General features: G+C 54.8%; 19 protein-coding genes. 10 read left to right on the forward strand and 9 right to left on the reverse strand.

Annotated features, from left to right (window positions below; translation table 11 throughout):
* Positions 1 to 40: 40 nt before the first annotated feature.
* From uvrA to AYI87_RS03965, 3 genes are all read left to right on the forward strand, one after another.
* Positions 41 to 2866, forward strand: a complete 2826-nt coding sequence (gene uvrA, locus AYI87_RS03955; protein ID WP_144199798.1) for an excinuclease ABC subunit UvrA — start codon at positions 41 to 43, stop codon at positions 2864 to 2866.
* A gap of 108 nt (positions 2867 to 2974) precedes the next feature.
* Complete coding sequence (locus AYI87_RS03960; RefSeq protein WP_144199800.1) at positions 2975 to 4003, forward strand: M28 family peptidase; 1029 nt, start codon at positions 2975 to 2977, stop codon at positions 4001 to 4003.
* Between the two features lie 247 nt (positions 4004 to 4250).
* Complete coding sequence (locus AYI87_RS03965; protein WP_144199802.1) at positions 4251 to 6050, forward strand: DEAD/DEAH box helicase; 1800 nt, start codon at positions 4251 to 4253, stop codon at positions 6048 to 6050.
* A gap of 62 nt (positions 6051 to 6112) precedes the next feature.
* Here AYI87_RS03965 and AYI87_RS03970 read toward each other — a convergent pair whose 3' ends face one another.
* Entirely contained in the window at positions 6113 to 7240 is a 1128-nt protein-coding gene (locus AYI87_RS03970) for an NAD(P)/FAD-dependent oxidoreductase (RefSeq protein WP_144199804.1), read from the reverse strand.
* A gap of 389 nt (positions 7241 to 7629) precedes the next feature.
* On the opposite strand from AYI87_RS03970, the gene AYI87_RS03975 reads away from it, so the two are divergent.
* The 3 genes from AYI87_RS03975 (at position 7630) to AYI87_RS03985 (ending at position 10151) form a co-directional block, all read left to right on the forward strand.
* Positions 7630 to 8301, forward strand: a complete 672-nt coding sequence (locus tag AYI87_RS03975; RefSeq protein WP_260865065.1) for a tetratricopeptide repeat protein — start codon at positions 7630 to 7632, stop codon at positions 8299 to 8301.
* A gap of 52 nt (positions 8302 to 8353) precedes the next feature.
* Positions 8354 to 9202, forward strand: a complete 849-nt coding sequence (locus AYI87_RS03980) for a tetratricopeptide repeat protein (protein WP_260865066.1) — start codon at positions 8354 to 8356, stop codon at positions 9200 to 9202.
* A 94-nt stretch (positions 9203 to 9296) separates the two neighbouring features.
* Positions 9297 to 10151, forward strand: a complete 855-nt coding sequence (locus tag AYI87_RS03985) for a tetratricopeptide repeat protein (RefSeq protein WP_144199808.1) — start codon at positions 9297 to 9299, stop codon at positions 10149 to 10151.
* 42 nt (positions 10152 to 10193) lie between these two features.
* Here AYI87_RS03985 and AYI87_RS03990 read toward each other — a convergent pair whose 3' ends face one another.
* From AYI87_RS03990 to metB, 7 genes are all read right to left on the reverse strand, one after another.
* Positions 10194 to 10565, reverse strand: coding sequence for a hypothetical protein (locus tag AYI87_RS03990; RefSeq protein ID WP_144199810.1), 372 nt, complete (start codon positions 10563 to 10565; stop codon positions 10194 to 10196).
* A gap of 31 nt (positions 10566 to 10596) precedes the next feature.
* Positions 10597 to 10812, reverse strand: coding sequence for a cysteine-rich CWC family protein (locus tag AYI87_RS03995; protein ID WP_258406368.1), 216 nt, complete (start codon positions 10810 to 10812; stop codon positions 10597 to 10599).
* Between the two features lie 83 nt (positions 10813 to 10895).
* On the reverse strand, positions 10896 to 11942 hold the full coding sequence (locus tag AYI87_RS04000) for a c-type cytochrome (RefSeq protein ID WP_144200137.1): 1047 nt from the start codon (positions 11940 to 11942) through the stop codon (positions 10896 to 10898).
* Positions 11943 to 11967: 25 nt separating this feature from the next.
* Entirely contained in the window at positions 11968 to 12558 is a 591-nt protein-coding gene (locus AYI87_RS04005) for a c-type cytochrome (protein WP_260865075.1), read from the reverse strand.
* 132 nt (positions 12559 to 12690) lie between these two features.
* Complete coding sequence (gene metF, locus AYI87_RS04010) at positions 12691 to 13581, reverse strand: methylenetetrahydrofolate reductase (protein ID WP_144199816.1); 891 nt, start codon at positions 13579 to 13581, stop codon at positions 12691 to 12693.
* A 264-nt stretch (positions 13582 to 13845) separates the two neighbouring features.
* Positions 13846 to 16239 (reverse strand): bifunctional aspartate kinase/homoserine dehydrogenase II, encoded by a 2394-nt coding sequence (locus AYI87_RS04015; protein WP_144199818.1) that lies wholly within the window; start codon positions 16237 to 16239, stop codon positions 13846 to 13848.
* A 19-nt stretch (positions 16240 to 16258) separates the two neighbouring features.
* Positions 16259 to 17425 (reverse strand): cystathionine gamma-synthase, encoded by a 1167-nt coding sequence (gene metB / locus AYI87_RS04020; protein WP_144199820.1) that lies wholly within the window; start codon positions 17423 to 17425, stop codon positions 16259 to 16261.
* Positions 17426 to 17649: 224 nt separating this feature from the next.
* Here metB and metJ point away from each other — a divergent pair, with 224 nt between their 5' ends.
* Together metJ and AYI87_RS04030 are read left to right on the forward strand one after the other, a co-directional pair.
* Complete coding sequence (gene metJ, locus AYI87_RS04025; protein ID WP_011864325.1) at positions 17650 to 17964, forward strand: met regulon transcriptional regulator MetJ; 315 nt, start codon at positions 17650 to 17652, stop codon at positions 17962 to 17964.
* Between the two features lie 78 nt (positions 17965 to 18042).
* Positions 18043 to 18783: a sulfite exporter TauE/SafE family protein gene (locus tag AYI87_RS04030; protein WP_144199822.1), complete on the forward strand. Its 741-nt coding sequence runs from the start codon at positions 18043 to 18045 to the stop codon at positions 18781 to 18783.
* Positions 18784 to 18847: 64 nt separating this feature from the next.
* On the opposite strand, the gene AYI87_RS04035 is transcribed toward AYI87_RS04030, so the two are convergent.
* Positions 18848 to 20044, reverse strand: coding sequence for a conjugal transfer protein TraF (locus AYI87_RS04035; RefSeq protein ID WP_144199824.1), 1197 nt, complete (start codon positions 20042 to 20044; stop codon positions 18848 to 18850).
* A gap of 514 nt (positions 20045 to 20558) precedes the next feature.
* Between AYI87_RS04035 and AYI87_RS04040 the strand changes: the two genes are divergently transcribed.
* Both AYI87_RS04040 and AYI87_RS04045 read left to right on the forward strand, forming a co-directional pair.
* Positions 20559 to 20888, forward strand: a complete 330-nt coding sequence (locus AYI87_RS04040; RefSeq protein WP_144199826.1) for a c-type cytochrome — start codon at positions 20559 to 20561, stop codon at positions 20886 to 20888.
* A 64-nt stretch (positions 20889 to 20952) separates the two neighbouring features.
* Positions 20953 to 22665: a DUF3373 domain-containing protein gene (locus AYI87_RS04045; RefSeq protein ID WP_144199828.1), complete on the forward strand. Its 1713-nt coding sequence runs from the start codon at positions 20953 to 20955 to the stop codon at positions 22663 to 22665.
* Positions 22666 to 22706 lie beyond the last annotated feature (41 nt).

The following is a 22706-nucleotide window of genomic DNA, read 5'->3' on the forward strand; positions in this document are numbered from 1 at the left end:
GCGATAATCAGTCTCTTTTTCGGCACAACCAGAGAGACAGATGGACAAGATTGAAGTTCGTGGCGCCCGCACCCACAATCTCAAAAACATCAACCTGACGATCCCCAGAGATAAGCTTATTGTGATCACTGGCCTGTCGGGTTCAGGAAAATCCTCACTCGCCTTCGACACCCTCTACGCCGAGGGCCAGCGTCGTTATGTCGAATCCTTGTCGGCTTATGCGCGCCAGTTTCTCAGCCTGATGGAGAAGCCAGATGTGGATCATATCGAGGGCCTGAGTCCGGCGATCTCAATCGAACAGAAATCGACCTCCCATAACCCGCGCTCTACAGTGGGCACCATCACAGAGATCTACGACTATCTGCGTCTGCTGTTTGCCCGCGTCGGCGAGCCGAGATGTCCGACCCACAACCAACCACTGGCGGCGCAGACCGTCAGCCAGATGGTCGACAAGGTGCTCACCCTGCCAGAAGGCAGCCGCCAGATGCTGCTGGCACCCGTGATTAACGACCGCAAGGGCGAACACGTCAAGTTGCTGGACAGCCTGGCGGCCCAGGGCTTTATCCGCGCCCGTATCGACGGCGAGGTGTGCGATCTGTCCGATCCCCCGGCGCTGGAGCTCCACGTAAAGCACACCATCGAGGTGGTGGTAGATCGCTTCAAGGTGCGTGACGATCTGCAGCAGCGTCTGGCAGAATCCTTCGAGACCGCGCTGGAACTCTCTGGCGGTATCGCCACCGTCGCTTCCATGGACGGCGACAGCGAAGAACTGCTGTTCTCGGCCAACTTTGCCTGTACCCACTGTGGGTACTCCATGGCAGAGCTGGAGCCGCGCATCTTCTCTTTCAACAACCCGGCCGGTGCATGCCCCACCTGTGATGGCCTGGGCGTGCAACAATTTTTCGATGCCGACAGGGTGATCACCAATACCGAACTCTCACTGGCTGGCGGCGCGATCCGCGGCTGGGACAGACGCAACTTCTACTATTTCCAGATGCTCACCTCGCTGGCGGAGCACTATAAGTTCGATGTCGAGGCGCCGTTTGAGAAACTGAGCGCCAAGATACGCAACATAGTGCTGCACGGCTCAGGCAAGGAGAGCATAGCGTTCAAATACATTAACGATCGCGGCGATGTGGTGGTGCGCAACCACCCCTTCGAAGGGATCCTCAATAACATGGACAGACGCTACCGCGAGACGGAATCAAACGCGGTACGCGAAGAGCTGGCCAAGTATATCAACACCCAAGCCTGTAGCAGCTGTGGTGGCTCTCGCCTGCGTGAAGAGGCCCGCCATGTGTTTATCGAAGACCTCAACCTGCCGAGACTCACTGAGTGGTCTATCGGCGAGGCGATGGAATACTTCGAGCAGCTGAGCCTGACCGGCCAGCGGGCACAGATCGCCGAGAAGATCCTCAAGGAGGTGCGCGATCGCCTCGGCTTCCTGGTGAACGTCGGCCTCAACTATCTGAGCCTGTCACGCTCGGCCGACACCCTCTCCGGCGGCGAGGCCCAGCGTATCCGTCTGGCCAGCCAAATCGGCGCCGGCCTAGTTGGCGTCATGTATGTGCTGGATGAACCCTCCATCGGCCTGCACCAGCGAGACAATGAGCGCCTGCTCAACACCTTGATCCACTTGCGGGATCTCGGCAACACGGTAATCGTGGTCGAACACGACGAAGATGCCATCCGCATGGCGGATCATATTATCGATATCGGCCCGGGCGCCGGGGTGCATGGCGGTCAGGTGATCTGCGACGGCCCGCTCAAGGAGATTATCGCCTGCGACGAGTCGGTCACAGGCCAATATATCTCGGGTAAGAAGCAGATCCAGATCAGCGAGAAACGCGCCCAGTACGATGCCAGCAAGGTGATCGAACTCTTCGGCGCCTCGGGCAACAACCTCAAGCAGGTCGACCTCACCATTCCCGTCGGCCTGTTTACCTGTGTCACTGGGGTATCGGGCTCGGGCAAGTCGACCCTGATCAACGACACCTTCTACAAGATCGCTCATCGCCAGCTCAACGGCGCCACGGTAGATGAACCCGCACCTTACCAGAAAGTCACTGGCATGGATCACTGCGACAAGGTGGTGGATATCGACCAGAGCCCCATCGGCCGCACACCGCGCTCTAACCCGGCTACCTATACGGGGATCTTTACCCCGATCCGCGAGCTGTTTGCCGCCACCCAGGAGGCGAGAACCCGTGGCTACAAGCCGGGGCGATTCTCCTTCAACGTCAAGGGCGGACGCTGTGAGGCCTGCCAGGGCGATGGCCTGATCAAGGTGGAGATGCACTTCCTGCCGGATGTGTATGTGCCCTGTGACAGCTGTAAGAGCAAGCGCTATAACCGCGAGACCCTGGAGGTACGCTACAAGGGTAAGAACATCCACGAGGTACTGGAGATGACGGTCGAGGAGGCGCGCGAGTTCTTCGACGCCGTGCCGGCCATCGCCCGCAAGCTGCAGACCCTGATGGAGGTCGGTCTCTCCTACATCGGCCTGGGCCAGAGCGCCACCACCCTCTCTGGTGGTGAGGCTCAAAGGGTCAAGCTGGCCAAGGAGCTGTCGAAACGCGATACCGGCAAGACCCTCTATATTCTGGATGAGCCTACCACGGGTCTGCATTTTGCCGACATTCAGCTGCTGCTGGATGTGCTGCATCGCCTCAAGGCCCATGGCAACACCATAGTGGTTATCGAGCATAACCTGGATGTGATCAAGACGGCGGACTGGATCGTCGACCTCGGCCCAGAGGGCGGCTCCGGCGGCGGCACCATACTGGTCAGCGGCACACCTGAGCAGGTCGCCGAGCATCCAAGTTCCCACACGGCGCGCTTCCTCAAGCCGCTGTTAAAGGGCTAACTCAAGCTGACGGCCTTAAGAAGCCAGCCTAGACAGGCTGGCTTTTTTGTTTCTTTCCCCGGCAAACAGGGGTAGCTTAGAAATATTCAGACCCGAGGATTGCCGTCATTGAGAATTCCCTACGCCCCTGTCCATAAGCACTACTTAAGGCTCGCACCACTGCTAAGTCTACTTAAGCTGGGCCTGTTCACCCTGAGCCTGCTCACACTAGGCCTGGTAGGCTGCGCCGAGAGCCCGAACGATAGGCGCTGCGGCGATGAGTACCGGCTCGCCTGGAGCGACCAAGCACGGCTCCTCGCCCACGTCGAGACCCTCAGCAGCGATCAATTCGCCGGGCGCAAGACAGGCACAGACGGCGCCGCCCTGGCCAGAGATTACATAATTGGTCAGATGCATCAGGCGGGTCTCACTCCCTGGCAGGGCCGTTTCGATCACGACTTTGAGTACGACTATCAGTTCGGCACCCGCCTCGGCACCAACATCATAGGCATATTGCCGGCAAGCGAGCCCAGCGACAGTTGGCGTCTGGTGGTCGCCCACTATGATCACTTGGGCAAACAGGGCTATAAGCTCTATCACGGCGCCGACGACAATGCCTCAGGGGTCGCCGGTCTGCTAGAGATCGCTACCCACAGCGCACGCCTGCCAAGAGACGCAAACCTGATGTTTATCGCCACCGACGCCGAAGAGCCGGGTCTCTACGGTTCCAAGGCCTTTGTCGACGGTCTGATGGCGCCGGATGCCAAGCTCAAACCGAGTCAGATCCAGCTGATGGTCAATCTCGACATGATAGGCCGCCCCGCACGCAACAGCCGTATTTACCTAGAAGGCCGCCGCGGTTTTAGCCAGTTCGAGCAGATCAAGGCCCGGCTGGAGCAGACGGTCAATCTTTGTATTCGCGCCAATCATCCGCCGGAAGCGGGCAAGACGATACAGAAAGTCGATTGGTTAAGAGCCTCAGATCATTATCCTTTTCATCAGGCAGGCATCCCCTGGCTCTACTTCGGTGTGCCGCCCCACAAGGATTACCACCAACCCAGTGACGAGGCGAGTAAGATAGATGTTAATTTTCTGGCCGCTGTTACGGAAACTGCCTATAAACTGTTAATAATTGACACTTATCTCTTGAATAACTAATACAAAACACAGGGATTTCTGTATTTTTGAAAAATGTAACTCACTGTTAACTAAATGGTTAAATTAACGACACCTGAGTTTACTGCGAAAATTATGCCAGGCGGTGGAAAGATCTCTGGCTTACTGTTATAATAACCGGCTTACTGATTCGTTTTCGGTGCGGGAAGTCGACACGGGGTTGATTTTCTGTCTTTTACATCTTTTGGTGCAGTCTCTGCACTTTAGTTACACCACAAGGCTACAACCCATGTCATCCAGTGAAAAAACTTTCCGCGAACTCGGCCTGTCCGAGCCTTTGTTGCGTGCTCTCGACGAGCTAGGTTACGAAAAACCTACGCCGATCCAGGCCGCCAGTATCGACCCCCTCATGGCGGGTAAAGATATTCTAGGCCAGGCGCAAACCGGTACGGGTAAAACCGGTGCCTTTGCCCTGCCCCTGCTCAACGCTATCGATCCTAACCGCAACGTGCCACAAATTCTGGTACTGGCGCCGACCCGCGAACTGGCGGTACAGGTTGCCGAAGCCTTCGGTAGCTACTCCAAATTTATGAAAGGCCTGCACGTACTGCCTATCTACGGCGGTCAGAGCATGCATCAACAGCTTAACGCCCTGCGTCGTGGCCCACAGATCGTCGTGGGTACACCTGGCCGTGTCATGGACCATATGCGTCGTGGCACCCTTAAGCTAGAGACACTCAACGCCTTGGTACTCGATGAGGCCGACGAAATGCTCAAGATGGGCTTTATCGACGACATCGAATGGATCCTGGAGCACACGCCACAGGAGCGTCAACTGGCACTCTTCTCGGCCACCATGCCTGAGCAGATCAAGCGCGTCGCCAACAAGTACCTGCAAACGCCGGAACACATCAGCATCGCCGCCAGCCACACCACGGTTGAGTCTATCGAGCAGCGTTTCGTGCAGGTGTCTCAGCACAACAAACTCGAGGCTCTGGTACGCGTACTGGAAGTGGAAAACACCGAAGGTATCATCATCTTCGTACGTACCCGTAACTCTTGTGTTGAGCTGGCCGAGAAGCTTGAAGCCCGTGGTTATGCCTCATCGCCACTGCATGGCGACATGAACCAACAGGCCCGTGAGCGCGCCGTCGATCAGCTTAAGCGTGGCAAGCTGGATATCCTGATCGCCACCGACGTGGCCGCCCGAGGTCTGGACGTTGAGCGTATCGGTCACGTGATCAACTATGATATCCCCTACGACACCGAAGCCTACGTACACCGTATCGGTCGTACCGGCCGCGCCGGTCGTACCGGTATGGCGATTCTGTTCGTCACCCACAGAGAGATGCGCATGCTGCGCACCATTGAGCGTGCGACCAAGAGCCGTATCTCGCCGATGAACGTGCCAAGCCCTGAGACAGTGGCCGAGCGTCGTCTGTCGCGTCTGGGTGAGCAGGTTTCGAACACCATAGACAACGAGTCGCTGGACTTCATGCATGGCGCCGTCGCCCAGCTGTGTCAGCAACTGGAAGTGGACACAGAAGTGCTTGCGGCCGCGCTGTTGAACATGGTTCAGCAGGAGCGTCCTCTGCAACTGCCTCCTATCCAGGAGCGTCAGCGCGATAGCCGTGACGAGCGCAACTCGCGTGACCGTGGCGACCGCTCAGATCGTGCTCCTCGTGGCCGCCGCGAATCGCGTCCGACCCCGGCAAACCTGGGCCAGGCAGATACGCTGAAAGATCATCCAGACGTCAAGATGTGCCGCTACGTGCTAGACGTGGGTCGTGACCATGGTGTGGGCGTGGGCAACATCGTCGGCGCCGTTGCCAACGAAGCCAACATCGACAGCCGTTACATAGGTCAGATCCAACTGTTCGATCAGATCACCTCGATCGACCTGCCAGAAGGCATGCCAAAGGATGTCCTGCAACACCTGAAGAAGGTGCGCGTATGTGGCAAGCCGCTAAACATCCGCGAAGCGGGCAGCGAAATCGTCAACGCCAGCGATGACAACCGTGCACCGCGTCGTCGCAAGCCTGTGGGTGAGCGCAAGTCACACCGCAAGGGCAACAGAGACAACGGCTAACGCCCGTCCCTGGCGCGATTAAAGCGCACGAACTCAGAAAAGGAGCCTCTCGGCTCCTTTTTTTATGGCGTCCCTAACTGCCGAGAGACCTGCTCGGCAATGGCCAGACTCGCCGTTAATCCGGGGGATTCGATTCCCAGCAGAATCACCAAGCCTGGTATGCCATGCTGCCCCTCCCCCTGAATCAAGAAATCAGCCACCTCGGTGTCATCTGGCCCTTGCAGCTTAGGGCGGATCCCGGCGTAATCCGGAACCAAACGATCGATATCTAAGCCAGGATAATAACGCGAAATCGCCTGATAAAAACGCTGGCGCAGCGCTTCTGGCACCCGATAATCTTCCTGGGAGTCGGGCGTCAGGTACTGGGTATCCGGGCCAAACTTAAGCTGACCGCCGAGATCTAAGGTCGCGTGGATCCCTAAGCCTTTCAGCCCAGGCTCGGGCACGGGATAGATGAGATGCGAAAACGGGCTCTTGCCCTGATAGGCGAAGTAATGTCCCTTGCACCAATAAAGCTGTGGAATGAGCGACTCTGCCACCCCCTCAATACGAGTCGCCACCTCTGTGGCATATAGACCGGCGCAGTTGATCAGGTAGCTGGTATCCAGACTCACCCGCTCCCCTTGCTGCATCAGCTCCACCCTAAAGCCATTCGCATCGGCCTGGGCGGTGATAAACTCGGTATGGGGGCAGAATATCGTGCCATGATCCTCCGCCTCGGCCAGCAGACTCAACATCAAGCCATGACTGTCGACAATACCGGTAGAGGGAGAGAGCAACCCGGCAGATGCCTTGAGCGCCGGCTCGAGCGTCAGCAGTTGCCGGCGACCAAGGGGGACAAGATCATCGACCCCATTGGCCCGAGCGTTTACCAGCAAGGCGTCAAGCTTCGCCTCCTGCTCGGCCGGAGTCGCCACTATCAGCTTACCCAGTGGATTCACGGCGACATCCCGGCGACGACAATAGGCATATAGCTGCTGTTTACCCTCAACGCAAAGCTGCGCCTTGAGACTCCCAGTCGGGTAGTAGATCCCTGCGTGGATCACCTCACTGTTGCGACTGCTGATGCCAGTGCCTATTGTCTCGGCGCGATCTATAATCAGCACATTACCAAAACGCCGACTCAAGCTAGCCGCCACCGCGAGCCCAACCACACCGGCACCGATAACGATCGCATCAAGCTTGTCCATCACTCCCCCTTGCCAATCCTGCCCTTCCTACCAGACAACTTGAGCCACTTAATGCCAACAGGCTAAATATCTGACCTTGTTCTGAATAGATTAAAAATTCCTAAATCGAGCCCGCTCTTAGCCATGCCGGGAGAGGACTAAGAGATCACCAAACATTAGCACTTTAGTACTATGGCACTCTCCATTAGTTACTGATAGTAATAGTTATTAACATTTTACTAAAGGATATCGGCATGCAGCGAATCGTGAATAAGCTTTTGTTCGTAGCAGCTTTGGTCGCGATAGCCCCTCTTTGCAATGCAACTCAGTTAGCCCCTTGTAAAACGGCAGAATGCGAGGCCTATTTTGACGCCTATACTATCTTGACCAAACGGGGTCATTCGAGCGCAATGGCGACGCTTGGTGAACTCTACTACTCGGGCTATGGCACGGAAAAAGATCTCGATAAGGCCTTTAAGTGGTTTAGACGCGCCGCCAAGTTTGGCCACACCACAGCGCAATATAAAGCCGGGATCATGTACTTGCAAACCTCTGCATACCAAGATATCGACAAAGGGATCGCTTTGCTAAAACGTAGCGCCAAAGCGACGTTTTCACCAAGCGCGCTAGCCTTAGGCAAGATCTACCTGCAAGACAAACTGATCCCAAGAGATCTTGCCGCAACGGACAGGTGGCTGACGCTCGCTTATAAGCTTAACAACTTAGAGGCAATGAAATTTGCCAAAACCCTCAGAGAATCGCCCGATACCGCCAAGCTCCCGCTGCCTAAACTGTTTGCACTTGTCGATGCCGAAAAGCCCGTCGCGGCCGACAGTAAATCATCTTTGGAAGAGATGGAGATAATACTGGTTGAGGCCCCTGACTATGCCGCCTATTTCGATGAGGAGATAGCTCTGCTTAACCAGAGCCGTCCCGACACGACAAAGGGTACCGGCTCCAGCATCGCTGGACGAACCTGCTTAGATATCTGGGCCTGTAGTAGCGAGGGCGACAGCCAACATATTCGAGATCTACAATTATCGGATTGGGGCAATTTCGCATTGGCCTTAGATGTTAGGTAATTTCATTTCAACGAGTGGTACTTATAGCCTATCAGGCTAAAAGGGTTGGAGTTTGTCAGCACTATCAAAGGACGAGATGATGAAGAAGAGACTCAAAGCACTCTCAGTTGGACTGAGCCTATTAGCGGTTACCTCGCAAGGTTTTGCCGCCGGGCTCCCCGAATGTGACACGGCTGAATGTCAGGAGTATTTCAAAGCCTATACCATTTTGACCAAGCGAGGCCATTCGGATGCCATGGCCACCCTAGGTGAACTCTACTATGCAGGCTATGGCACAGAGAAAGATATGAAACAGGCCTTCAAGTGGTTTAGGCGTGCAGCCAAGTTTGGCAATACCACGGCCCAGTACAAGGCCGGGATCATGTATCTTCAAGATACAAAAGATAGAGATATAGACAAAGGCATCACACTGCTCAAACGCAGCAGTAAAGTCGGTTTCTCTCCCAGCGCCTTCGTTCTGGGTAAAATTTATCTTGGAAACGAACTCGTTAAACAAGACCTTGCTGAGGCCGATCACTGGCTAGCCAAGGCCTATGAGTTTAACAACCAAGAGGCGCAAAAATTTGCCAAGCAACTTAAAGCGTCCGAACAAGGTCAAACGCTCGCCCTGCCGACGCTCTATGCCCTGCTAGACGCACAAGCCAGCAACAAACCCGGCAGTAATGCCCCAGTTGGAGAGATGGAAACCATCACGGTAACCGCGCCTGACTATACCCAGTTCTTTGATGATGAAATTCTTCGATTAAATAACAGCCAACCTGATACAGCTAAAGGAACAGGATCCAACATCGCAGGCCGTACCTGTGCTGACATGTGGGCTTGTAGTAGTGAAGGCGACAAAGATCGCATACGTGACGTCTTGCTCTCTGACTGGGGAAAGATTGCACTTAGTTTTCGATAATGTTTTCGATAATATCAGCCTCAACAAGATGTACTCTGAGCCAATTGAGGCTTAGTGGGTTAAAGCGCATCAACCACCAAAATAGGACAACATAATGAAAAGGATGATCAAAACACTCTCAATCGGCTTGACCTTTTGGGCAATTACTTCAACGAGTTACGCCTCTGGGTTGCCTGAGTGTGATTCGGCCGAATGTAAGGAATACTTTAAGGCTTATACCATCTTGACCAAGCGAGGTCACTCAGATGCCATGGCAACCCTGGGGGAACTCTACTATGCAGGTTACGGCACCAAGAAAAACCCAAAGAAAGCACTAAAATGGTTTAGACGCGCCGCCAAGTTTGGCAACACGACGGCGCAGTACAAGGCAGCAGTCATGTACCTACAAGACACCGACTACCAAGATGTCGATAAGGCAATATCACTGTTAGAACGCAGTCTAAAAGTCGATTTTTCACCTAGTGCGCTCATACTGGGTAAGGTTTATCTCAATGACAACCTTGTTAAACAGGATCTCCACGAAGCCGACAAATGGTTATCTAAGGCCTATGAGCTGAACAATGTCTCGGCCAAAGACTTTGCCAATAAGCTGAAAAACTCAGAACTGGCCACGACTCTGCCGCTACCTAAGCTATATGCCATGGTCGACGCGGACAAGGACGCCAAACCAGGCAGCAATGCCCCAGTGGGTGAAATGGAAACCATAACAGTAACGGCTCCCGACTATAACCGCTATTTCGACGACGAAATTGCCCGCCTCAATAACAGCCGCCCAGATACAGAGTCGGGTACAGGCTCCAACATCGCCGGACGCACCTGCGCCGAGATGTGGGGATGTAGCACAGAGGGTGACAGTGAACGTGTTAGAGATGTATTGCTGTCTGACTGGGGAAGAGAGACCATTCCATTTAGAATCGAAGGCCCTAACTACTACCCAAGCGCTCGATAGCGCATAAGATGAAAAAAGAGGCGAATTCGCCTCTTTTTTATTTTACAGGGCGTCGAAGTCGACGCGGTAGGCCAGCGCATCACACCGCAAGAACTCAGGACAATCGTTATTAATTTTATGATCGACACACTCCATGACGACTATGCCGTTAGCTCCCAACTTCTGCGCCTTATATTTAAGGTTGCCAACCAATAAAGACTCGGTCGGTTTCGGCTGAGTAGAGCGGGTACGGCACATAGAGGTTGACACTTTTCCCAGAGAATCCGCCTTATAACGGCCAATTTCGGCCATACTATACTCCTCCACCTTGGAGGTCTTTAACGCTTCTTCGGGTGAGATATTGGTCGTCAGCGTTAAATTGCTACATCCCGCGAGAACAAGCAGGCCTAAAAGCATGATGGCGCTATTTTTCATAAATATTCATCCTTAAATAATTGATTGACCATTAATCGACTCGCTTAACCCCTAACTCGGCCTCCAGCCTAAGCGCCTCGGCGCAGGCCTGGCAGATACAAACATCTGGGGCTATGGATTGAGGCAACTGCGCCTTGGCCGCAAACGTCTGATGATGACACCAACAGGTAGCATTCTCACGCCCCGCCACGACGGCGCATTGATTGGGCTTGTGACACAGGGGGCACTGACTGGCATTCGTGCGCATAGAATCCATAAAGACTGAGTGTTAGCCGTTAACGTTAACACTCAGTCTCAGACGGGACAAGCTTAAGGCCTATTACTTAAGGCTTATTGCTTAACCGGATTGATGGGGTAGGATTGAGTGCCGAGCACCGCCCCCTCACCCAGACTCTTGCCGTAATAGCCTTGATGCTGATGATAACGTTTGCTCAGCTCCATCACCTTCTCGCCTTCCAGTCGTGGATCCTGTGGTCGCTCATGGGAGACCACAAAGGCCGCCACGTCCCAGGCCTCCTGATGCGAAAGCTGCACACTCTTACCCAGAGGCATATTCTCATAGATAAAATTGGCCGCCGTGTTGACCCTGTGCATGCCAGCTCCCCAGTTAAAGCTGTTCGGCCCCCACAACGGCGGCAGGCTATAGACACCGCCCATGGCTAGCCCTTCGCCGTTTTCACCGTGGCAAGACTGGCAATGAGCCCGATAGACTTGCTCGCCGCGCGCAGGCGAATAAGCCTGTTCGGGCTTAGGGATGGCGGGGAAGCCTCTGCCCGGCAGCTTGGCACGCTCATCGAGTGTCGTGGCCTTGGCGATCGCCTCGGGCAAGACAAAATCCTCCCGCTTGCCGCCTTTGAGCAGCTCGGCATCGCTCAGTTCGGGCACGGCGCCAGTCACGCCGTACTTATCCAACAGGCCCCCCATGGCTAACCAGTAGGAGTAGGCCGACAGCGCTACCAGGGGCTCGCTGCCCGACTCGGGCGCCTTGCCATTCATCGAATAGGTGAAACAACCCTGGATCCGCTCCTGATAGCTGTTCACCTTATCGTTCTTCTTGCGATAGGCGGGATAGGCCAGATAGGCGGCCCATAGGGGTGAGGCATTGGCCCTGCGTCCGGCATCCATGTGACAGTTGACACAGTTCAGCTCATTGCCCACATATTGGCCCCTAAGCTGTTGGGTATTGACGAACAGCTGATAACCCAAGCGCACCTTGTCGCCGAAGGCACCTTCGGGGATGCTGGCAAGGGAACGCATTTTAAGATAATCCGCATCCTGCACTGGCGCCGCCAGTTTCAGCTCAGCCTGCTTATCGGGTAAGTCACCCGCCTGTAAGTTATTGCCAAGGGCAAACAAGAGTAGGCCGCTGAGTGTCATTAGATTCCTGTTCATATCCACCTCCCTACTTCAATGTGGCAAAATAGTCGGCCAGGGCCGCTATCTCATCCTGGCTCAACTTGCTGGCGATATTGCCCATCATGTTATCGATATCGCCCTTACGCGTGCCTGACTGCCAGGCCATCAGCTGTGTCTTGAGATAGCTGGCCTGCTGCCCCGCCAGACGTGGAAACTGGCCTCCGCCTATCCCCGAGGGGCCATGGCAAGAGACACAGGCCGGCAGGGTGCGCTGCCAGTCCCCTTGATAGACCAAGGTTTCCGCCACGCTTTGGTAGCTAGTCTGGCTACCGCGTAAGGCTGGGGAAAAGTCAGGCACTGGCTGAGCGGCAAAGTAATCTGCCACCTGATTGATGGCCTCTCCCTGCACCGTCATAGCCATGGGCGTCATGCTGGGGTTTTGTCTGTCGCCTTGCTGAAACAGGTGGATCTGCTTGGCAATATATTCGGAAGAGAGTCCGGCGATACGCGGCGCGATAGGTTCTATGCCCATCCCGGTCGGGCCATGACAACTACCACACAGGGCGGCGGCCGGTGGCATCTCGTTGGCGGCCATCGCCTGACTACTCAGGAAAAGCACTGTCACTCCGATAAGCATTCTATACATATCAACCTCCTTATTGGCTGTGGTCAATCATAGAAGAAAAACCACACCAGGACTATTGATAATAGGAATAAAAAGCCCCACCAATCGAGGCGGGGCTAGACGTCTATTCTGGCAAACGAAATGCTATTTACCGGGTCTTACACCAAGGGTATGGCAGATGGCATAGGTTAATTCAGCGCGGTTCAGGGTATAGAAGTGGAAGTCTTTCACCCCTTCTCGCGACAACACCTTGACCATGTCGATGGCCACGTTGGCCCCGACCATCTGGCGGGTCGATGGATCATCATCTAACCCCTCAAACTGCCGATGTAGCCAGCTCGGGATAGACACATTGGTCATGCCGGCGAAGCGTTTCAGCTGAGTAAAGTTGGTCACAGGTAGAATGCCCGGCACTATCTCCACGTCGATTCCGGCGGCCACGCAGCGGTCTCTGAATCTCAGGTAAGACTCCACATCGAAGAAGAACTGGGTGATGGCGCGGTTGGCCCCCGCATCTATCTTCTTCTTGAGGTTGATCAGATCCGCCTGGGCATTGGGCGCATCCGGGTGCACCTCAGGATAGGCCGCCACCGAGATATCGAAGTCGGCCACAGATTTGAGTAGGCGCACCAGGTCGTTGGCAAAACGGGTCGGCTTAGGGCTGCCCGCGGGCAGATCGCCACGAAGCGCAACGATGTCGCGTATACCCGAGTTCCAGTAATGCTTCGCCAGCTCGACCAGCTCTTCATCGCTGGCATCGACCAGGGTCAGATGGGGCGCCGCCACCAGATCTGTCTCCTTCTGAATACGTTCGATCACCCCATGGGTACGATCGCGCACGCCAGAATTAGCACCATAGGTTACCGAGACAAACTTAGGCTTAAGCGGCTCCAGGCGTCTGATGGAGTTCCACAGAATGGTTTCCATCTCGGGGGTGGCCGGCGGGAAAAACTCAAATGACACATTGATATCACCATTAAGCTCAGACAAGCTTTGATTCAATGAATTGGCGTGTTGTGCGTGATGAAAAGCCATCTTAATTCCCTCAGACCTAGAGCAAAAAATATTTTAGACGTTTGGACGTCTATATGTCCATATACTAGAGAAACTCAGAGTGATGTCAAGCCCAAAAATTGCCTCATTAAAAAACAATCTGTTTATAAGATAGTCCGAAAGTGAAACGGCAGACACAGGCAGGCCTATCTCACCAATTCATCCGGCGAAATACACTGAAAGAGAGATATAAAGAAGAAGAGAAAAAGCTATAAAAAAGGCCGATGCACGCATCGACCCTTTGAATCACTCTTGCAGGAGATCCCGGCAGATCTGCGCCAGATCCGACTGCACCGCGGCAGCCGTCACCTCGCGCCCGGCACCCGGACCACGTATGATCAGCGGATTGTCCTGATAGAAATCGCTGCGGATCACGAAGACATTATCGCCCGGCGTCAGATTGGCATACGGGTGGCTCCTATCGACCCACTGGATCCCCACCTTGGCCTTGAGCAGGCCCTGGTCTGAATCCAATGACGCCACATACCTGAGCACCTTGTTCTGCTCGGCAGCAGCCTGATACTGCTGCAACATCTCGCCATCGAGCTCGGCCATACGTTTGATGAAATCATCCAACGGGATCTCGGCCAGCGTAGTCGGCACCAGAGACTCCAGCTCGATATCGTCCAGCTCAATGTCGTAACCTATCTCACGGGCCAAGATCAGCAACTTGCGCTGCATGTCCCGGCCGGAGAGGTCGTCGCGGGGATCTGGCTCGGTAATGCCCAGCCCCTTAGCCTCCAGCACCAGCTCGGAGAAGGGTTTCTTGGCGTCATAGTGCTCGAACAGCCAGCACAGGGTGCCAGAGAAGATGCCGCCGACCGCCTCTATGCTATCGCCGCTGTTATGCAGATCGTTCAGCGCATGTTGCACCGGCAGGCCCGCACCACAGCTGGCGTTATAACGCCAAAACAGACGACGATTGCCCAGCTGCTGTTTCAGCTCCTGATAGAAGGCCAGCGGCCCAGAACCCGCCAGCTTGTTGGCGCTGACGATATGAATGCCCCGGGCAAAAAACTCTGGATATTGCAGGGTGAGATCGGCGCTGGCACTGATATCCAGGGCGATCAACTCATCGCAATTTAACGCCTGTAACTGCTCGAACAGATGGGTGTACTGCCAGCCAGTACCACGCTCCTCGAAGGCCTGTTGCCAGCTGCTTAAGTCAATATCTGTCTCGCTCAGCAGCGCTTTCTTGGAACTCAAGAGTCCCACCAGCTCGACGCTGACTTCAAGCTCTTTATTGAGCACGGGGCGGGCACGCTTGAAGAGATCGATCCAAGCTTCGCCTATGTTGCCTATGCCCAGCAGCAAGACACCGATACGCTTGCGCGGACCGGCGCAGCGTCTGTGCACCTTCTGGGTCAACAGGTTTACCTGCGCCTTAGGCACCAGAGTCACCAGACTCAAGCCATCGTTACACAGAGGATGGGCCTCACGGCTCAGCAGACGCGAGAAACCGCGGCGATAGAGGCTGGCATCGGCGCTTACCAGGGCCACCAGGCCGAGATCGTCGCGCAGCTGTAACTCATCGATTCCCAGCTCGCTGCGCTTGGCCTCGAAGATCGCCTGGGCCTGCTTCTGATTTTCATGGGTAAAGGCCAGCTCGGCGCGGCCGTGGGCCAACGACCAATAGGCCAGTGGCGTCAGGCCAGCCTGGGCAAAACAGGCCAGCAACTGCGGCAGCTCAACCCCTATGGTCAGGCTAAACAGACTGACGCTGGAGAGGCTGGTCACCACTGGGGCACTGGCCGACGAGCTCTTAGGGGCGATCAGGGTAAAATCTGTATGGGGCGCATAGCTTGAACGCACCGCCAGGCTCACTTCGGTGTCGAACAGTGGCTGCAAAGTGCGGTTATGCAGCACAGGAGAGCCAAGGTGCGCCAGACGGTTCGCCTCGGTGAGCGACATGCTCTTGAGCAGCTTGGCATCGTTAATTCGGTTAGGATCGGCGTTAAATACGCCTTCCACATCTGTCCAGATGGTGACACGTTCGATATCCGCCAAACTGGCCAGTAAAGTGGCGCTAAAATCTGAGCCGTTACGGCCCAGCAGTAGGGTGTCGCCCTGCTCGTTGGCGCAGATAAAGCCGGTGATCACCAGACGCTCCTGGGGATGAGCCTCGAGCAGCGCCTGCACCTTCTGGCGTGACTCGCCAAGGCGGATCTGCGGCACGGCGCCTTCATCGGCGACCAGTAGGGTGCGGGCATCGACATCGGTCGCCGCCACGCCAGACTCGCGCAGCAGAGCCGCCAGCAGACGAGAAGACCAGCGCTCGCCGAAACTTACTACCTGGTTGCGTTGATAATCGTTTAGCTCATCGAGCGACAACAGGCTGGTCAGCTGCGACTTGTCGGTGGCCAGTCGCTCTCTCAGGCTACGGGCCTGCTCGTTGGAGAGCAGCTGCTCGATCAGGTTCTGCTGGTAACTCACCAGCACCTGTAACTCTTCCTGCCACAGCTGATCTGTGTCGCACAGCTCCAGCAGGCGATATAGGAAATTGGTACTCTTGCCCGCGGCCGACACCACGATAAGATCATCGCTGTGGCCATGGGTCAGTAAAATGTGGGCGACGCGGCGGTAACAATCTGCATCCGCTAAACTAGAACCACCAAACTTATGCAAATGACATCGTGTCATTATCTGCTCCTCAAACCCTTTAACTACTTACCGCGATAGCCGCTTCTAAACCCGCAAGAATATCGGCCACCAGATCCTCGCCATCTTCTATGCCCACTGACAAACGGATCAGGGTATCTTTCACGCCCGCCTCACGGCGCGCCTCTGGGTCCATGGCTCTGTGGGTCATGGTCGCGGGAACCGCCACCAGACTCTCTACGCCTCCCAGACTCTCGGCTACCGAGAAGTATTGTAACGCATCTAAAAAGGCAACGAGTGCCGATTCGCCACCTTTTAGCTCAAAACTCAGCATAGCGCCGAAGCCCTTCTGCTGTCTGGCCGCAATTTCATGGCCTGGATGCTCGGCAAGCCCCGGATAATACACTTTTTCCACCGCCTTGTGGTCACAAAGCAGTGCCAATACCTTCTGAGCGTTGGCTTGGTGTTCACGAATGCGCACCGCCAGGGTTCTCAGCCCCCTCAGGGTCAGGTAGCTGTCGAAGGCCGACCCGGTCAAACCTAGGGTATTTGACCACCAGTGCAGCAGCTCGCCCACCTCAGGGTCTTTGGCCACCACGGCGCCGCCCACCACATCACTGTGACCATTGATATATTTGGTGGTCGAGTGCACCACGATATCGGCGCCCAGCTGCAGTGGCTGTTGTAACACAGGAGAAAGGAAGGTGTTGTCCACCACCACCTGAGCGCCCACCTTGTGGCTCGCCTGGGCGATGGCCTCGATATCGACGACTCGCAGCAACGGGTTAGAGGGAGTCTCCAGCCACACCATCTTGGGTGACTGGCTCAGCGCCTGCTCAAGCGCGGCATCATCGGTTTGATCCACCACCAAGAGCTTAAAGGCGCCCTTCTTGGCCAGGTTGGTGAATAGGCGATAGCTGCCGCCATAGCAATCGTGAGGCACCACCAGCAGATCTTCTGGGCCTAGCAGGCTGGTCACCAGTGTGATGGCGGCCATGCCGGTACAGGTCACCACGCCGGTCGCCCCTTGTTCCAGTTCGGCAATCGCATCGCCGAGAATGGAGCGGGTCGGGTTGCCGGAACGGCTGTAATCGAATGCCCGCGGCTGTTGATGCCCTTCAAACGAGTAGTTTGTCGACAGATAGATAGGCGGCACCACGGCACCGTGCTGAGTGTCTGACTCTATGCCTCGTCGTACGGCGGCGGTGGCTAGTTTACGCGCTGTCATCTTCAACTCCTCAATATGGATCTGGGCAGGCACCTCGGACAAAAGAGATGTCTGGACGTCTAAATGTACCTAAGCCGGTAGTGAGCGTCAACAACTTTTGGACGTTTAGACGTCCAAACATTTAGAAATCTATTTGCATTTGCCAAAAATTCGAGGCAATAATTTGACTGTAATTTGTAAGGGTTTAAAATCTGCACCGAATTTTAGAATTTACAGGTGAGTCAATGACTGAGTGGAATGGCGATTATATCAGCCCCTATGCTGAACATGGTAAGAAGAATGAGCAGGTAAAGAAGATCACTGTCTCTATTCCTCTTAAGGTGCTTAAGGTGTTAACCGACGAGCGCACCCGGCGCCAGGTCAACAACTTGCGTCACGCCACTAACAGCGAGCTGCTGTGCGAGGCCTTCCTGCACGCCTACACCGGTCAGCCACTCCCCCAAGACGATGACCTGTCTAAAGACAAGCCAGATAGCATCCCGGCCGAAGTCAAACGTCTGATGACCGAGATGGGCATAGAGTGGGAAGAGATGGAGTGATCCACTCACACACGAATCGATAGAGGGATCGCTAGGCGGTCCCTCTTTTAGTTTTCAACCTTAGTCTGGAACATTGCAGTGCCTGCACTTCCGCTCGATCCCCATATTCTGGCGCTAGCCTCGCTTATCGTCTTCGTCGGCGCCCTCACCCAGAGCCTAATCGGTTTCGGCATGGCGGTCGTCGCCGCACCGCTGCTCTATCTTATCGAGCCGTCACTGGTGCCTGCGCCGGTGATCCTGATGGGCTTCTCTATCGCCCTGCTGACACTGATCCGTGAGCGTGGCGCCCTGGAATTCAACGGCCTGCAATATGCCTTGCTGGGACGCATCCCCGGCGGACTGATCGGCGCCGGCCTGCTCATGGTCGCTCCCCAGGACGTGCTCGGCATGACTATCGCCATTATCGTGGCCATCGCCGTACTGCTGAGCCTGATGCGACTCAACCTGGTGGTTAACCGCCGCAGCCTGTTTATCGCCGGGGTGATCTCGGGGATCTTCGGCAACATCGCCGCCATCGGCGGACCGCCGCTGGCCATACTGCTCTCGGGTAAGGATGCCAAGCAGTTTCGCGCGGCCCTGTCGGCCTTCTTCATCTTCAGCTCCACTATCGCCATAGTGATTCTGGGGCTCACGGGTCTGCTGACCCTGCATCACTTCTACTGCTCGGCGCTGCTGCTCCCCTCTGTGCTGCTGGGTTACCTGATCGCCAATCGCCTGGTGGGGCGCATAGACAAGAACAAGACCCGTATCATGACGCTGGTACTCTGTAGCCTGAGCGCCATCCTGCTGGCCGCTAAGTCCTTAAGCACCCTGCTGTAACTCCTCTAGGATAAAGAGAAGGCCGGCATCATAGCCGGCCTTCTTGTTTCTAAAAAACCTATCCCTAGAAATGATAGGAAGTCTGAATCACCCCGCCCACGGCGTCATCTGTGCCCACCAGGCCGGTGAGATCCAGATTAAAGGAGCGGCCTATGGTAAAGCCTGTGCCCAGGGTATAGAGGTTGCTACTGGTATCTTTCATGTCGTGGCGATAGCCGACACGCAGGGCCAGCCAATCGGTCGCCCTCATCTCACCGCCCAGACGCCAATACTGGGTCTCGCCTATCTCATCGAATCGCTTATGACCATTAAGATCCACATCCGTGGTCAGGCTGAAGTTATCCCAATCATAGGCCACACCTAAGGTATAGAGGGCCTCGACACGGTAGGTAAACTTGCGCCCCATCGCCTCGACGGTGTCCAGTTTCTGGCTCACCAGGTTACGTCCCGACAGGCCTATGGTCATACGATCGAGTGGCTGAATCGCCACGCCGATATCCAGGTTTGCCACGGTATCGTCGTTGCGGTACTTGTTGTCGTCGAAATCATCGGCGTCGAAGTTGTTGGCACTGACCACATAGTTATAGGTGTCGATACGCTGCAGCTTAGGCGAGATACCGACGGCGACCGGCATATTGACGATCGACAGCGGGAAGCTGAGGGCCACCCCAAGATCTGAGATGGCACCGGCAACCACGGCCCCCTGCGAATCCAGATCGGTAACCGCAGGCGGATTGTTAGGGTCGAGATTGGTCAGGGCATCTATGTCGCTGTCCTCGATCACCGCCACGCTGACCGCATCGATATAGGTCTTGTAAAAGATCGACATAGGCATGCGCTTGGTGGGCAGAACCACTGAAAAACCTAGCCCCACGCTGCCATAGGCATTCTCACCATCGAGGGACTTAAGATCGGCGACCAACATGTCGCGGTAATTGGTGATCCCAGTGACGTCGCTGGCATTGATAGCCGCCTCCAGACCGTCATAGGAGGCCTGTAGGGCGTCAAACTTGTCGGTCAGATTATCGATGTTGGCGGCCTCGGCACCCAGCACGGGCAACATCACGGCGCCGCCGGAATATTTGGGGGCATGAATGGCTAACAGAGCGGGATTGATAAAGGCGGCACCTTCGCGGTTAGAGGCCGCGACCCCGGTTCCGCCCATGGCATCACTACGGGCCTCGTTGTAGAGAGAGGCGGCAGATGCCAGTGAGGCACTAGCAGACAATAACACTGCGATGACCAAGCTAAGGTATTTCATCTCATTCACCCCGTTCATTATTTTTGTTTTCGCTCGGGAATCTACCCGAGTCGTCTTTAAAGATAGACTAAGACGGCTAAAAAGTGCTCTCGAAACAGGTCGATCAGATACTTTTTTTTTTAAATTATTTTGCCACTCCGTCTCACCCAGATTGAAACCTGCCGATTCGGTTAACCGCCCAGCCCGTCAAAACAGGCCCATTTGCAATACGAAAACAAGCAAAAATACCTATTTAGAGAGAGCTAAAATAACAAAGTGTGATCTAACCGGGTACTTTTTATTCGAGAGCAAGATCACAATAAAGCAAAAACCAAAAAACAAAAAACATTAAATTTCATTGCATTACACAATGTCCATTAGATTTTTATTCATGAAATTTTTATCAATTAGATTTTTTTCATGAAGGTGATCAACATCAAATTTACAACTACCCCCTTTTGGTAAATTTTCCAACAAGAAACAAGCATTTTGTTTCAGGTTAATAAATCGCTCAGAGTAGCGATTAAGGAAAATGATGATGAAAAACGTTGCCAAAATAACTACATGCTTACTCCTCGCCCTCACCGTAGGCGGACAAGTCTACGCCGTCGACGGTGGTAACCCTAAGAAAGGGAAACACCTTTATAAAAAAGAGTGCAAAGCCTGCCACAGCAAGGGCGATGCCGCCGGTGAACTCACCCCCATGAGCAAGACCATGAGCCAGTGGGATCGCTTCTTCAAGCGCGACATGCACAGCGCCCAACCAGACGTATTTAAAAAGCTCTCCGACAAAGAACGCCTGGATATCCAGCAATTCTTATACGACCACGCGGCCGACTCAGATCAGCCACAGACTTGCGGTTAACCACAGCTTTTGTAATCGAAGCGCTCATTCACCGCTCCCGATGAGCGCCTAAGGAGAGATTCACATGCGTACTCTACTGTCTATATTGATCGCTAACGCTCTGGCTATGTCAGGCTCAGTCTATGCCGCCGATAGCGATGCGCAAAAAATAGCCGAACTTAAACAACAACTTGCCGATCTCACCGAAGAGATTGACATTATCAACAGCCGCGTCGATAAGAACGAGCGCCACACCGCTCTCGACCGATTAGAGATCACTGGCGATTTCCGTACCAAGGCCCATTCATTGCATTACCAAAATGTCACCTGGAACCCTGCAATCAAGGTGGACTTCAACGATTTTGGGGCTAAAGCCATGTCTGGTGCCTTTGGTATGCCTAACGATCCCAACTCCCCGCTGGGACAGATGATGGCGGCCAACCCGGATCTTGCCGCCGCCTTCCAGAGCGGCATGCTACAAGGTGTGATGCCTTACGTGCTGGCCCCCAAGACCACCCAAGATATCAACAACGACATCTTCTACACCACGCGTCTCAGACTCAACCTTAAGGCCAAGGTGTGGGATAACGTCAGCTTCGCCGGCCGTCTCAGCATGTATAAAAACTGGGGTGACTCTACCGGCGTGCAGGTGTTCGACTCATGGCGCTCCTTCACCATGGATGGCACCAACAGTGGTAACACTAGCGGCGACTGGCTCAGGGTCGAACGCGCCTACTTCGACTGGAAGAACATAGGTGGCAGCAACACCTACCTCTCTATCGGTCGTCGTCCATCTACCTATGGCCCACCAACCCAATATCGTGAAAACGAGAAACGCGGCGGTACGCCATCGGGTCACCTGGTTAACTTCAACTTCGATGGTCTAACTCTGGGTTACAAGCTGGGTGAGATCACCGGCATCGAAGGTCAGGTAGTTCGTTTCTGTTATGGCCAGGGCTTCGAGTCACAGTGGGGCAATGGTGAGATGTTTGGCGATATCGTCACCAAAGACACCCACCTGGGCGGCTTTAACATAGATGCCATCAACGACGGTAACCACTTCCTGCAGTTCACTCTTTTTGGCGCCAAAGATATCAACGATGGCTTCAAGGGCACCATGGCCTTCCCAACACAGCTAGCGGGAATCTTTGCCCCCACCATGTATCAGGACATGCAGAAGTTCAGCAACTTCAACTTCCAGACCCGAGTACAGCCTAGCGGCGTGATCGGCGACATGTACCTGGGTGGCATAGGTTACGCCTACGAGAGCGATGAAGACTTCAAGGCCTTCGCCTCTTTCGGTTGGACCCGCGCCGAAGGCAACGGTAATGCCGGTATGTTTGGTGGCATGCTCAGCGATGCGGTATTCGAAGCACAGCTCAATGCCGACGGCAGCGAGATCATCATGATGCCAAGCGCCGCCGATGAGAACGACACCAAAGATGGTTACGGTATCTATGTGGGTATTCAGATCCCAGCGCCTTACGGCAAGTTCGGCCTCGAGTATAACTATGGCTCCAAGTACTGGACCCCATTTACTCAGGCACAAGACGATCCGATCGGCAGCAAGCTGGCTACCCGTGGTCATGTGGCCGAGGCCTACTATATGTTTGATATCAACCCAAGAATGTTTATCAAACTGGCTGGTCTCTACTACGACTACGAATATACCGGCAGTGGCACTCCGGTGGGCGCCCCACAAAAAGTGGATGATGTGATCGCTGGCTCTGCCTTCTCTATGTTGCCAGTAGTCGATACCGCCTATGACATCAATGCCTCACTCGTCGTCAACTTCTAACTAAGCTATCTCCCCCGGCCTAGGCCGGGGGTAGGGAACAG

The organism is Shewanella sp. KCT (genome assembly GCF_007636505.1).
GTDB lineage: Bacteria > Pseudomonadota > Gammaproteobacteria > Enterobacterales > Shewanellaceae > Shewanella > Shewanella halotolerans.

Bases quoted from the DNA above. Each gene is read 5' to 3' on its own strand.
- uvrA (WP_144199798.1), top strand. From the start codon at position 41: ATGGACAAGATTGAAGTTCGTGGCGCCCGCACCCACAATCTCAAAAAC.
- AYI87_RS03965 (WP_144199802.1), top strand. From the start codon at position 4,251: ATGTCATCCAGTGAAAAAACTTTCCGCGAACTCGGCCTGTCCGAGCCT.
- AYI87_RS03970 (WP_144199804.1), bottom strand. From the start codon at position 7,240: ATGGACAAGCTTGATGCGATCGTTATCGGTGCCGGTGTGGTTGGGCTC.
- AYI87_RS03975 (WP_260865065.1), top strand. From the start codon at position 7,630: ATGGCGACGCTTGGTGAACTCTACTACTCGGGCTATGGCACGGAAAAA.
- AYI87_RS03985 (WP_144199808.1), top strand. From the start codon at position 9,297: ATGAAAAGGATGATCAAAACACTCTCAATCGGCTTGACCTTTTGGGCA.
- AYI87_RS03990 (WP_144199810.1), bottom strand. From the start codon at position 10,565: ATGAAAAATAGCGCCATCATGCTTTTAGGCCTGCTTGTTCTCGCGGGA.
- AYI87_RS03995 (WP_258406368.1), bottom strand. From the start codon at position 10,812: ATGCGCACGAATGCCAGTCAGTGCCCCCTGTGTCACAAGCCCAATCAA.
- AYI87_RS04000 (WP_144200137.1), bottom strand. From the start codon at position 11,942: ATGACACTCAGCGGCCTACTCTTGTTTGCCCTTGGCAATAACTTACAG.
- AYI87_RS04005 (WP_260865075.1), bottom strand. From the start codon at position 12,558: ATGCTTATCGGAGTGACAGTGCTTTTCCTGAGTAGTCAGGCGATGGCC.
- metF (WP_144199816.1), bottom strand. From the start codon at position 13,581: ATGGCTTTTCATCACGCACAACACGCCAATTCATTGAATCAAAGCTTG.
- AYI87_RS04015 (WP_144199818.1), bottom strand. From the start codon at position 16,239: ATGACACGATGTCATTTGCATAAGTTTGGTGGTTCTAGTTTAGCGGAT.
- metB (WP_144199820.1), bottom strand. From the start codon at position 17,425: ATGACAGCGCGTAAACTAGCCACCGCCGCCGTACGACGAGGCATAGAG.
- metJ (WP_011864325.1), top strand. From the start codon at position 17,650: ATGACTGAGTGGAATGGCGATTATATCAGCCCCTATGCTGAACATGGT.
- AYI87_RS04035 (WP_144199824.1), bottom strand. From the start codon at position 20,044: ATGAAATACCTTAGCTTGGTCATCGCAGTGTTATTGTCTGCTAGTGCC.
- AYI87_RS04040 (WP_144199826.1), top strand. From the start codon at position 20,559: ATGATGAAAAACGTTGCCAAAATAACTACATGCTTACTCCTCGCCCTC.
- AYI87_RS04045 (WP_144199828.1), top strand. From the start codon at position 20,953: ATGCGTACTCTACTGTCTATATTGATCGCTAACGCTCTGGCTATGTCA.